The sequence below is a fragment of the Mangrovibacterium lignilyticum genome, from assembly GCF_010882175.1.
Taxonomy (GTDB): domain Bacteria; phylum Bacteroidota; class Bacteroidia; order Bacteroidales; family Prolixibacteraceae; genus Mangrovibacterium; species Mangrovibacterium lignilyticum.
On the sequence record NZ_WKLH01000001.1, the window covers coordinates 1,453,280 to 1,466,380 of the forward strand.

Here is a 13,101-nt window from a genome sequence, read left to right on the forward strand (position 1 = left end):
TTAAGACCGAAAACAACGGATGGAGAGTGACAACAATGTCAAAAAAAAAGTCAGTTCATAACTAAATGAACTGACTTCCCTTGCAATATTTTACTTTCTGTAAATTGCTGGCTTAGCCTTCAGGCCAATATGTCGTCCGCAAATAATACTCAAAATCAATCATTTGATGCAAACAGGACTCTAATTCCTTTTTTGACAGTTTCTTAATCATGACGTCTAATTCGCTTGGCGAATAAAGCTTGCCGTATTTTAAATAGCTCTTCAGCCAGCCATCTGAGATTCGCTTACCTTCGTAAAAACTCATGACGTACAAACTCCGCAACATCGCTTTCATTTTCAACACATCGGTATCCGTCAGTTCATCGCGGCTCAAGGGTTCCAGTACTTCATCCGCCATAATCTCGTACGTACGTTCAACATTGGTCGTATCGGTCATGTAAGCCAGGCGCAACATGCGCGAATCTACGGGGTCGACAGAAATACCCGAACGTTTGCCTGTGGCGTACACCAAGCCATACTTTTCGCGCAAAATCTTGATCATCCGGAGGTGAGCATGCTCCACCGCACCCTGCAAAATCAGTTCATCACGCATCGTCAAGCTTTGTTTATCTGCTTTTGTAAACACGTATTCCACCTTCGCTAAATCGCGTTTCCAGCTTTCAACCTTATTTCGCGCCGAATCAGTTGGCTCCAGGTTAATCTCTTCTTTCACCAGCGACTGAGAGGTTGAAGAAACCAGGGTTCCAACATATTTTGAAACCAATTCCTCTATATTTTCGGGCAAATCACCGTCAAAGAAAATAACCGAATTGCGCAGATTTTCTTTCAACAGGCGATCATATTGACACAATCTCCGGACCAGCTGATCGTCTCCTACACTATCGGCTGCTTCTACTGGCTTCGTTGCATCCTTTTCCGATCTTTTCCGTCGATTAACCTTTTCCAGAAATTCCCAAACTTTTTCATCATTAGGATAGTGTGTTTCTGTCAGCATCAGGTTGAAAACCTGAACCATTTGCTCCAGAAACTCTGATTTTCCGGAGACATTCAGTTCAAAATTTTGATCGTCGAAGCTCACTTTTTTGAAAATTTTCATACTCCGCTCCAACGAGCGCGCTTGCTTTTCATCATATTTCCCGTAAGCGCTGTTCAACATTCCAAACGTTTGGTCCAAATAGTCCCGATCTGTTTCCGGAACGAACTTCAATCCATCTTTGCCTAACAGTTTGATTTGCGCATTTTCGTGATGCGACTGCCTGAGCACGACTGTTGCACCATTCGGGTAAGTGAGCTCCACCAACTGCCCACCGTCGAGCTGAAGCTTCTTTTTAGCCGGCACAACGGGCTTTTCTTCAATTTCAACCGCCACAGGTTCCAGCTCGCTCATTACCGCACCTCTGGGTCGTTCAAACACATAAGGTTCAGTCGCTATTCTATCCAGTTTGTTTAAACTGCCAAGAATATAGGCCTTGTTGAACTCCGGAGACCAAGCCGCCGCGGTACTATCGAACAAAATCGTTTTGTTCAGATCCAGCATGCGCTCAAGTGTTTTTGAGAAATCGGCCGGAGTGAGCTCCTGAATCGCTCTTTGCGTTAACTCCTCGCGTTGTTCAATGTCGATTGGAATGTCGCCAGTCTTAATAAAATTATGCATGCTACCAATCACCTGCGAATTGCTGCGACGAGCACGATTAAAATATTCCATTCGAAGTTCACCGCAATAGTTGATTTCGTCTTGCGAAAATCCGTGCTGTTTGGCTTGCGCCAATACCTGGCAAAACTGATCGAAGACCGTTGTATAATCGCCTTCCGTTGCCAGCTTCATCCGAAAATTATAAATCGAGTTGCCTGTAATCATCGACCCGATATTGGCCGATGCCTGCGAAATCCAGCCAATCAAAGACTTTTCCAATCTGCGCTCCATCATGTCACACAAAAGGCCATCGATCAAATCCTGCTTAAAAGCCGGAAAACTATTGACCACTAGTGGCTTTATTTTAAACAAAACTGCCAGCGTAACATCTTTTTCGTTTGACGATAATGCCTTACCGCTTACGACTGTTTCCGAATTCACATCGATGTAGTGATTTCCGGTATTCCCGCTATCTGCCGGAACATCTTCAAATAGCTTCTTGATGGTCTTTTTAGCAAATTTTTGGTCCATCTTTCCATACACGATCAAAGCCAAATTTTCCAGTCTGTAGTTGTCTTTGTAAAAGCGGTATAAACCTTCGCTCGTTGCCGATCGAACGGACTCTTTCGTTCCCAGAACTTCGTGACCTTCCAAGCTGGTTCCTAACAGATTGACCACCCCCGGAACAGTTGACTTCCCCGACCGGTTTATTTCTTCAACAATTACTTTCTTTTCGTTTTCAAGTTCCTCATCATCCAACTCCAGATAAAACATCCAGTCTTTCAGAATGCTCAGGCTTCGGCGAAAATAGTCTTTATCATTTTCAGGAATGGTCAAAAAATAATCCGTATCGGTATTGTTGGTATGCGCGTTATAATCGAGTCCCATACGCATGCCCATCGTTTCCATTTCTTCCAGGCACGCCCCTTTCGGATAGTGTTCGCTTCCCTGAAACAACATATGCTCAATCATGTGTGCATAGCCATGTTGATCTGGCCGTTCCATGAAAGCACCCACTTTCGTATAAATTTGCACCTCAACCTTTCCCGGTTCTCCTTCCGGAACCAGAAAATAGGTCATTCCATTATTGAGCTTGCCAACGGTAATATTAGAAGGCATGACCAGTGGTTGCGCGGTTGATAACAGAGACATAAACAGCCCCAAGAGAATAATACAATATTTGGTATTGAATATTTTTGAAATCATTGTGTGATGAGTATTCTTGGTGATTAGACGCTTCGGAAATTCCCCAGCTAACTACTTATAAAATAAATTTTCAACTTGGCGATTTTGTGGCTTCGTCAGGCTGAAACTCCCTATCCGTAGCATTCATAGAAACCCAAAACGCTCCCCGGACTTTACAACGTAGGAAAATAGAAAAAGCTGACTTCTTGAGATTCGATCCCTAAAAAGCCAGCTTCTTCATTTTAAAAAACGATTAGTAGGTTATTGTATAAGAATAGGTATATGGATTACCATAAGAAACCTGCTCCCATGTTACCAGGTTAACAAACCCATCTTCATCCGTATTATAAGAGAATTCTTTGGATATCTCACCATCGGCATCTTTAAGCTCAAGAGCCAGGTACGGGTTGTAGCAAAGTAAATTAAGCATTTCGCCAATCGTTGTACCTCCCTCGAATTTGAAGGTCGACGGTAAACCCGGAATATATGCCGGAGCAAACACCGGAGCATAGCTGTCATAGTAATCTCGGTCAGCTGCCTCGGGCGAAATTTTGAGGTTACCTCTAAAAGATTCAATGCCCACGTAGTCTCCAATTCCAAAAGGATCGACATAGCGTAAATCATTCACCATATAGGACGATGGAGCATAAAAATACGACACAGCCTGATTCTGATCATTATAGGTGAAATTAGATGCCTCCACCTCGATATCGCCAGACTGAACTGTTTCCGGAGTTGCATCGATTGGCCACTCTTCAACCTTCTCTAGTAATGTAGTTCCTTCGGTGTAGGTAAATACCTTTTTCACACTGTAACGACCAAACCGAATGGTATCAACCATATCCATCGCGTTGTAGCTAAATACAATAGCGGCCTCCGGATCGTTGAAATCCCCATTGAATGAACTATAACGCTGTACGACCATACTATCGATTCGAGAGTCACCATTTGCGTAAATGAATAGTCGCAAAGGATTGTAGCTATATGTACTATTATAAACGATTAAGCTTGGAATTTTTTGCTGACCTGATCCTTTGGTAACGGTGATCTCTTTAACGTAGCACAATGCCTCACGTGTAATATGATCGCCGCCGGCAGTGGTGTAATCAATACCTTTATCGCTTACTTCAATCTCCAGTTTATATTCCTGATTTTCGTTTAGTTGTCCAACTATAACCTGTTCCTTTAATTTGTATTCATACACCAAGGTGTCTGCAGGAAAAGTAATGGTTTTCACTTCACTACCTTCATAGCGGATGATGATAGATTCCATTGGGGCCAAACCTGTTGTTACCAACGCTTTTGCCAAATAAGCCGGCAACGCCAAGGCTACATTATCTCCTCCAACCAACTGTATTTCCGGTGTAGATTTCTGTTTCACGGTTAGTTTCAACCCTTTATTAATGCTTCGCCCATCATTATCAACAGCGCGAATGATGTAGTTGAGAACGGTGTCATTGTCAAATGGCGTAAGATCGATGTCATACTCAAACAGGAACTTCGTTTGACCACCGTACTCGTTAACCTCATCAATCAGACTGTAATCATGACCATCCAGAACTTCAATTTTATTGAGTCCGTTAGGTACATTCATTTCAATTTCGACCCGGTAAATATCAATTGTATCTCGTCTTAATTCAATATCCTGGTCTTGAATTTCGAATCCCGGATCCGGAAATTCATAATCCTCCTTACAGGCTACCAATGCCAAAACTCCCAAAAATAAGGTTAGCCCTATGCTGTATATTTTATTTTTAAACATTCCTTTTCGTTTTAGTTATTAGTTAAGAAACTGCTCTAACTCTGGGTTGAATGCCACCAGGTCAATTCCCCAATCGATTAGTGTATTCGCTACAAGTTTTAAACCTGTTTGAATCGTTTCAGGATAAGCGTTCAGCTCATCGTAGGTACGGTAAAGCAATTGATTGGTGTAACTGCGAATGAACTCGTCTTTGTCTTCAAGAAATGTACTGCTAGTACTGATATCGATATAATCGTGATAGACATACACTTTCAGTGCTTTAAAAAGCTTACCGTTTTCGTCACGGATATAATTTCCGTCTGCATCCTTCACATAACCGTATGCGTCGCCAGTTCCGGCAGCAATGTAGTTACCATCTTCATCCGTCGGGTAAGTTGTCTCTTTATACGTTTTGAAACCGAAACCGTAAAAACCTGCAGCATCCACAAAACCTTTTGACAGAAACCAAGCCAATGGAATTTCGCCATTCGGGGTTAACTCTGTCCATTGTGTTTCATCGTCACCATAATCTTCGATATAAGCATCTTCTATAACCATGTTGAAATAGGGTTCCGAGTACTTGTAGATTTCATCGTCGAACAACTCATATAAATCGTTCTGCTCGTACAATTTACAAATGAACAAATAGAAGTTATCCATCATATAAGATTCAGTTCCCAGTTCCAGATTTTCTTTGTTGACATTGAAGATCATCGCATGTGAATTGAAAAGGGCGTGGTAGTTATATTCGTCGTTTGAAGAAACCCCGTAGTCCCCTTCGGAGACAAAACCACCGGTTGATGCTCCTCCCAAGCTTGCACTAATCAATATGGTGGGCGGCATCATACTGGCAATCTGACTGCCCGGCTGGATGTATGCAAACAATGTTGTATCCAAAAAGGCCAATCCCTGTTCGACATATGCCATGTATTGGGCAATGCTATCAGCAGGCAATGCTCCGTCTTCAGTTTCAAACAACGAACGGATCTGCGGAAAATCGAGGTCATTCCAAGCGTCATTGGCACTTTGACTGCCAGCCTGGTAAATAAAATCGAGCGTATCCTGATATTCAAACAAAACCGCGGTATTATAGGTACTGTACCATTCCTCGATGAGCGGCTGTGCTCCATATTCACCTTGTTGTTCCATAAGTACATCAACCCGGTTTACATCAGCCAGCGACGGGGTCAGTTCATCTTCCTGACAAGCTGTTGCCAGAAGCCCCATCAATATTGTATATAGAAATAACTGTCTCATATGATTTATTTTTGTATTAAGGCAAGAATGACTGTCAGTTGTATGATTCCGGAAGATCAAATCTTGCATCTTAAATTGTATTGTTTTAAGGGATTACCAAGTATTCTTCTATTACCGGGAATTTTTCGTAACGCTCAACATTGCGGATCAGCAGGTTATTTTCGCGCTCATCCAAAGGCAACGGAAGCGTGTAGTTAGGGTCGTCGCTAAATAAGGTATAGGTTTCTGTTTGTAGCAGATAACCAGTCTCATCGATAACCGAGTAAACATGTTTTATTTCAGGACGGCTGTCCATTCTTCTTAAATCGAACCAACGGTGGTGTTCTTCAAAACACAGTTCTTTACGACGTTCACTTAGAACGTACGACAACACCTCGCTATCGTTATCCGGATAAACCACGTCATCAGTACTGGTATACCTGTGCGCATCCAGCATTTTAATATCATCAATCGCAAGCGTTGCCTGGTTTGAGGCCGCATAAGCTTCGGCCCTGTTCAAAACAGCCTCTGCTACCCTGAAATTAGCAAAGCCCATACTTGTAAATGAAGTATTGTATTTAGCGGTCCAGTTGTATGCTTCCCCTGTCTCAGCGGTCATCCCTGTAAAAAAGGTTTGCTTACGTCGGTCTGCATCGTCATAACTATTGTACAATTCTGAGGTTACAGCGAAATATTTTTCACTCCCTGACGACCAGCCACTAATCAAACCAGTCTGGAAAGAATAAAGGACCTCATCATTTTCGTCGCTAATAAAAGGTATTCCTGTTCTCATAACCGACAAACTGTACTTATCGAGTACTTTATCGGCATAGGTAATTACATCAGCCCATTTACGCTGGTACAGCAGCACTCTTGACATCAACAAGTTACAAGTCGCAGCATTAGGATGCCATTTCGACTTGGTTAACCCGCTTTCTTCGATCAACATCATCGCTTGTTCGAGGTCTGCTTCAACTTGAGAATAGCATTCGGCCACCGAGCTGCGTCTGTAGGTACGCTCCACACCAGTATCCAACCGTAAGGGAACACCTAAGTCGGATGATGCAGTTGCAGCATTGAATGGTACACCGTACAAATTCAGCAAGTTAAAATACGAGTAAGCTCTAATAAAATAAGCTTCTCCTTTAATGTAATTGATCTCTTCGATGCTACCAATTGCATCGTCGACCAATTCGATAACATAATTCGCAATCGCAATATCCTCGTATATATCTCCCCAAGCGCTATTGGCATATCTCACCGTTCCGCCATCTTCGTCAATCTCCAATTCGCGCTGCCAGGTATAAAAGGTTTTCATTCCCTTTTTCTTCGTATTGGTGGCATCTGCACCGTTTCGCTCCCGCAGGTCATCAGTCATGTAATTCACATTCCGGTAGGTGGTGTTTGTTGCATAGTTGAACTCTTTCAACAGCAATGAGGCGAAGTGATCGGTTGTTTCCGGAATAATCTTATCCTGGTCAACCTCATCCAAAAAATCGTTACAACCCCAAAAGGGCAATAAAATCAGTGTGATATATAATAACTTCTTCATACTATTCAGCTCTTAAAAACTCATATTTAAACTCATACTATAAGTAGGCAAACTTGGCATCCCGATTGAGTTAACTTGCTCCGGGTCCTGCCCTTTCAGCTTTTTATCGAAGGCCCAAACAGCTACATTGCTCATTTGCAGTGCTACATTCATATTTTTAACGCCAACTTTCTTGATTGCGTTGGTAGGTACATTATACGATAGTGTCACCGAACTTAGTCGAATATGATCTCCTTTTACCACACGGGCATCACTCATATCGTACATATACCAGCCGTTATTATTTCCGCTTGGCAATACATAGTCATAATACTCCACCTGCGATGCCGGATACGTCAATCGATCAGAAGAGAGACCTGGAATATTCGTGTATTGTTCATCTCCCGGTTGTCTCCAGCGATCAACAAAAGTGCTGCTCATATTTTCATAGGCGTAAGGCATATTCTGAGCGCCATTATAAAGTTTCAACAAGCGGGTTTTATACCCCAATTTATACGTGAAACTGGCTGACAATCTTAAATTGCCATATCTAAATTCTGTCCCGAAACCTCCGTAATAGAGTGGAACCCTGCTACCTTCGTATTTCAACATTGCTTTTAACTGCTCATCGGGGGTGTCAAAATCATCTGTCAAACCAACAAAAGTAGGTAGACCCTCTTCGTCCAACCCATCAAATTGGTAGGAGAAAAATCCGTTTGTCGGGAATCCCGTCCGATAAATACTCCCGCTTAAATATTCGGAGACTGTTAGTCCGTCGCCCGATGCTCCTTCATCAAAACCTTCGAGAACGCGATCTTTGTCATACGAGAAGTTGAAGAAGGTGCTCCAGCCAAGCTTTTCGCTTTTGATATTAACCGTGCGAACCGATAATTCGTAACTACTTACATCTTTCGAACCAACATTATAGGCTTGTGTTGATGCGCCGTTAACCAGCGAAACCGGTTTTTGTTGGATCAGGTCTGTACTTTTGGAGTAGGCATAATCGAATGCACCACTTATACGCCCACGGAATAAACTGTAGTTCAACCCAAGGTTTACAGTTTCTGTCTTTTCCCAACGCAAATTGGCATTCGGGAACTCAACCAAATTTGATGTAAACTCGTTGCCGTAAATACTCGAATAATCGCGATTATAATTACCAATAATCAGGTAAGGACTCGTATTGGGCATCGTACCACGTATACCATATGAAGCGCGCAGAGCCAGCTCGTCAATCTTCCCACTTTTGTTCCAAAACTGTTCGTTATGGATATTCCATCGGGATGATACCGACCAGGTTGGTTTAAACTTGTAACGCTCATGCTGGCCAAATGTGTTGGAACCATCACTCCGCATATTAAAGTTAAGGATATAACGATTGTCGTACACGTAGTTGAAAATGCCAAACATCGACAAGGTGTTTGACAAACGGTCGGTGATCGTCGGATAAACAGAGGAACCCTTTGTTGTCATCCAATTGATCATGTTATCATAGCCATAATCAGAGAAATTATACACCTGCTCACCATCAACATTTACATATCCCGGATTATCTAAGGAGATAAAACCCCGGCCATAATAATGGTCGTACCCTGGCACCGTGAAACCTGTTGCACCCCAATATTTATTGGAACGCAATTCGTGCCCCAGGTTAATATTGAATACGTGCTTATTGTTGATTACTTTATTGTAGTTTAACTGACTACTAAGGCTATAAGTATCAGAATTCACCATACCTCCGGTGTAAAGTCCGCCAAAAGGTACCGAGGCAAATTTGTCAACAGATGACTGCACCAAATCGTCAAATGAATCGTAGGTACGAAGTTCAGCAATATAGAACGTATTGTCTGTGATCCACTCTTCGGAAAGGTTTGTTGTATTGCGATAGGCTGCTAAAGCTGTGAAGCGAAAGTTTTTGAGGAACTTCCAACTTAAATTGGCCGACACAGCAAAGTCTTTGTTAATAATGTTACGTTGCGAGTTATTCATCTCATTCAGCACATTGTACCTGCCATAAGTCGTTCCTGGCGCGTTCGTGTCCAATTTTTTATGCTGAAAAAACAGCTCACCTTCCTCGTCGTAAACAGGTACCGTACGACTGGTATAATAAGCTTCGTTAAAAGCATTGATCGATGAATGGTTGTGCTTCGCATCCTGCTTCGAACCACTGATTTTAAACGACAGCAGCAGGTTTTCACGCAAGTCAAGATCCAGTTTCGACATGGCTGTTATCCGTTTAAGGCCGACACCGTTCTCTGTTCCCGGCTGGTCATCGTAGCCCAGTGAAAAATAGTAGCGACTTTTTTTACTTCCGCCGGAAGCACTTACAGCATGCTTTTGCGTAACGGCAGTTTGGTATAATTCGCCAAACCAATCCGCATTTAATGTTTCGAGGTATGAAACCTGATCCTGAAATTGTTGGAAATCATAAGTTCCATCCCACAAGTTCATCAGGGCACCTTCGTAGCCCAAACGATCTATATTTTGTTCTGTGCCGGTAGTTCCCAGGTTACGCTCGTACATTTCGCGCGACACATCGATCCGTTGCTTCGAATTCATCAACTCAAAATCAGAATAGCCGGGTGCTCTAACCACGTTAACTCCTCCGGAATAGGTGAACACAGGATCACCTTCTTTACCCCGTTTGGTGGTAATAACAATCACACCGTTGGCAGCGCGTGTTCCGTAGATTGCTGTTGCAGAAGCATCTTTCAACACATCAATTTGCTCAATATCCGATGGGTTGACACCGCTCAAGGCGTTTCCAATCACGTTTACCTGGTCAAAGCTGTTAATTTGGTCGGCAGTCAGCGGAACCGGGTCTTCATAAATTACACCATCGATAACCCAAAGCGGGCTCTGGTTGCCGGTAAAAGTACTCCCTCCACGAACGCGCACTTTGGCCGCGGCACCCGGTGTAGCACTCAGGTTGGTAATGGATAAACCGGTCGCTTTACCTTCGAGCATCCGATCTACGTTCAGCGCTCCAAGCATCTCCATGTCCTCAGACTTAATCGAAGAAATAGAACTGGTCAGTTCACGTTTGTCGATCACCTGATATCCGGTTGCAACAACTTCTCCAACTTCGCGGATATCCATTTCCATCTTCACATTGAGATCAACTATCCCGGTTGCCCCTTTGATTGACACTTCTTTAGTAACATAGCCAATGAAGGAAAACACGAGCGTTTCTCGAGGCTCAGGTAAAATAAAACGGAATTCACCATCCACATTAGATACACTCCCAAGAAAACCGTTTTTCACTACGATATTTACACCTGGCAGCGGTTCACCTGTTTCTACGTCGGACACTTTACCAATAATCGTCACGCGTTTCTCCTGATCCGATTCCTGATCCGAATCACTCTTCGTTTTGATAACAATCACATCGTCGATCAATGTGTACGTGATATTGGTCCCCGAAAAAATTTCGTCCAATACTTCCTTTACGGTAACGTCAGATTTCCGAAGCGTGATATGCTCCATCTGGGACAGGTTATCCTCATTGAAGAAGAAACTGTAATCACACTGTCGTTTGATCTCATCGAACAATTCAGATGCCGAAGCATCTTCTACATCTAAGGTCACCCTTTTTGACTGAGAATAGGTGCTAGCTGATACTGAGATCGCTGCACAAAAGACTAAAATAAAAGTCAACCTCATAATAAGCCAAATTTTTTTTGGCACTCCCGAACAAAGGGGTGCCTTTCGTAATCTCAATTTTTTCATAGATTTGTATTACAATTAACTAATAAAGTATTCGTAACAGGATGCTTTTCGGGAGGGTGTCCTACCACCCTCCTTTTTTATTTTGTTACGGTAAGCGTATGATTATCTTCCATTACTACAGTAACCGATGTTTCAGCCTGCAGGATTTTAATTAGTCCACTCATATTTTTATATTTAGGCAGGTTGCCGGTAAAGTGAATCGATTGAAGCGCCGAGCTATCCACATTGATATCCACATCATACCAACGGGAAATTTTCTTCAACAACGACTCCAACGGTTCATTCCGGAAAACAAACCGCCCATCCTTCCATGCAGTATAAACGCTGGTATCAACCTCTTTCAATTCGACTACTGCTGTTTTTGTGTTTAACACCAACTGCTCGTTCGGCTTTAGTACAATCTTATCTGTCGATTTCAAACTGGCGTCTAATTCAACTTGTACTTTCCCTTCAACCAGTGTCGTTACCGTACTCTGGTCTTCGGTATAAGCTGAAACATTAAACTGAGTGCCCAATACCTGAATGGTTTGTGAAGGTGTAGCAACAATAAACGGTTTGCTCTTGTCGTGAGCCACTTCAAAGTATGCCTCTCCTTTCAGTTCAACCCTGCGTTCATTATCTTTAAAAGGTACCGTATAGCTAAGCTCCGTTTCAGAATTCAGCCAGACCTTACTTCCGTCCGGAAGAACCAACTGGTATTCCCCTCCTCGCGGAATTGACAGTCTATTGGTTGCATAGTGTGTAGCTAACTTCGATGTCGTTTCATCAGCCAGCATATCATCATCGTAAACCAACACACCACTGTCGTTTTTAATGATCACACTACCCTCGTCAATCGATTGGCTGTCCGTTGCTTTTAGATCAACAACCTGTCCGTTGTCTAAAATCAACCGCGCATTTTTTGATCCGGGCTCAATACTTAGCTCGGCTAATTTTTGCTCTTGATCTGAACCGGAGAATTTTTCCCAAACAATACCAACGGTGACCGCTAAAAGCAAAACCGCAGCCACTGCAGTCACTGTCCGAATTATTTTCAAGCGAATCACGTTTCTTCGAACAGATGTTTTTTGCATCCGATTCAAAAAAGTTGTCCATTGCCCCGAAACGTCCAAATTATCCATCTGTCTGTTCCAGTCATCAAACGACCGGGGCTGAAGAATATCTTCGGCCACCTTTTTATTGTCGTCTGATTCCTCCCACTTCTGCAGGTGCACCCGTTGCTCATCGGTAAGCATTCCAAGCATTTTCCGAGCAAGTAACCCCGCAATTCTTATATGTTCCTTTACTTTTGTCATTACACGAATAGGTTAACTAACAATTTGAGACCTTCACATGTAAGACAGAAACAATTGTCAAGTCGGGTGACAACAATTGTAAATATTTTTTAATAAAAGTTAATGAGATTGAAATAAAGAATCATAATTAGCTCATCATCAAGCATATCTCGCAATGCCCTGTAAGCTCTTTTTTTTACAGTCTTGACCGTATTAATTGAGACACCCATCTGATCAGCGATGTCCTGATTGGAAAAACCGTGAAGCATGAGATTCATGACTTCTCCAGCCTGGGGAGATAATTCTTTGATCGCATACCGGAGTATTTGGTATGTTTCTTCGCGTAAAAGTTCGTTTAGAAATTCTTTTTCAGGCAGATGCAAGGCTGCATCGACCGACGAGTTCTGAACCTTGTTTTCTTTTTGAATAAGATTCAGACACGCATTCTTCACCAACACATATAAATAAGCACGCAATGCTTGCTCGTCGGCAAAGTCCTCCTGATCTTTTTGCCAAAGCTTTACAAAAGCATCCTGAGCGACATCTTTTCCCTTTTCTTCATCTTTCAGGATTCGGGAAGCCAATATGCACATAGGGGGAAACAAGCTCTCAAATAATGATTTAAATGCTTGACTATTAAACTCAATAGTTTTTCCCGATACTTTCATAAAACGAATTATAAGCCATTCTTGATCGAATTACAGCTTACTTAAAAGATAAAACAGACGCAAGAATAACTTTATTCTTATTTGGTTAATGGAATGCGAATATA

At 42.5% G+C, this 13,101-nt stretch carries 7 protein-coding genes; all 7 read right to left on the reverse strand.

The window, feature by feature from the left end:
- Positions 1-112 precede the first annotated feature (112 nt).
- The gene (locus GJV22_RS05910; RefSeq protein ID WP_163710051.1) at positions 113-2,752 is read right to left on the reverse strand and encodes a M16 family metallopeptidase; all 2,640 of its coding nucleotides are present in this window, start codon (positions 2,750-2,752) and stop codon (positions 113-115) included.
- Positions 2,753-3,071: 319 nt separating this feature from the next.
- Positions 3,072-4,580, reverse strand: coding sequence for a hypothetical protein (locus tag GJV22_RS05915; RefSeq protein ID WP_163710054.1), 1,509 nt, complete (start codon positions 4,578-4,580; stop codon positions 3,072-3,074).
- An 18-nt stretch (positions 4,581-4,598) separates the two neighbouring features.
- Positions 4,599-5,816 carry a hypothetical protein gene (locus GJV22_RS05920; protein ID WP_163710057.1) on the reverse strand — a complete coding sequence of 406 codons (1,218 nt, stop codon included), beginning with the start codon at positions 5,814-5,816 and terminating at the stop codon, positions 4,599-4,601.
- 85 nt (positions 5,817-5,901) lie between these two features.
- Positions 5,902-7,347: a RagB/SusD family nutrient uptake outer membrane protein gene (locus GJV22_RS05925; RefSeq protein WP_163710060.1), complete on the reverse strand. Its 1,446-nt coding sequence runs from the start codon at positions 7,345-7,347 to the stop codon at positions 5,902-5,904.
- Positions 7,348-7,359: 12 nt separating this feature from the next.
- Positions 7,360-10,989, reverse strand: a complete 3,630-nt coding sequence (locus GJV22_RS05930; RefSeq protein ID WP_163710062.1) for a SusC/RagA family TonB-linked outer membrane protein — start codon at positions 10,987-10,989, stop codon at positions 7,360-7,362.
- 143 nt (positions 10,990-11,132) lie between these two features.
- Positions 11,133-12,350, reverse strand: a complete 1,218-nt coding sequence (locus tag GJV22_RS05935; RefSeq protein WP_163710064.1) for a FecR family protein — start codon at positions 12,348-12,350, stop codon at positions 11,133-11,135.
- A gap of 89 nt (positions 12,351-12,439) precedes the next feature.
- On the reverse strand, positions 12,440-12,997 hold the full coding sequence (locus GJV22_RS05940) for an RNA polymerase sigma factor (RefSeq protein ID WP_163710068.1): 558 nt from the start codon (positions 12,995-12,997) through the stop codon (positions 12,440-12,442).
- Positions 12,998-13,101 lie beyond the last annotated feature (104 nt).

Coding starts and splice junctions, on each gene's coding strand:
- GJV22_RS05940 (WP_163710068.1), bottom strand. CDS start 12,997: ATGAAAGTATCGGGAAAAACTATTGAGTTTAATAGTCAAGCATTTAAA.
- GJV22_RS05920 (WP_163710057.1), bottom strand. CDS start 5,816: ATGAGACAGTTATTTCTATATACAATATTGATGGGGCTTCTGGCAACA.
- GJV22_RS05915 (WP_163710054.1), bottom strand. CDS start 4,580: ATGTTTAAAAATAAAATATACAGCATAGGGCTAACCTTATTTTTGGGA.
- GJV22_RS05930 (WP_163710062.1), bottom strand. CDS start 10,989: ATGAGGTTGACTTTTATTTTAGTCTTTTGTGCAGCGATCTCAGTATCA.
- GJV22_RS05935 (WP_163710064.1), bottom strand. CDS start 12,350: ATGACAAAAGTAAAGGAACATATAAGAATTGCGGGGTTACTTGCTCGG.
- GJV22_RS05910 (WP_163710051.1), bottom strand. CDS start 2,752: ATGCCTTCTAATATTACCGTTGGCAAGCTCAATAATGGAATGACCTAT.
- GJV22_RS05925 (WP_163710060.1), bottom strand. CDS start 7,347: ATGAAGAAGTTATTATATATCACACTGATTTTATTGCCCTTTTGGGGT.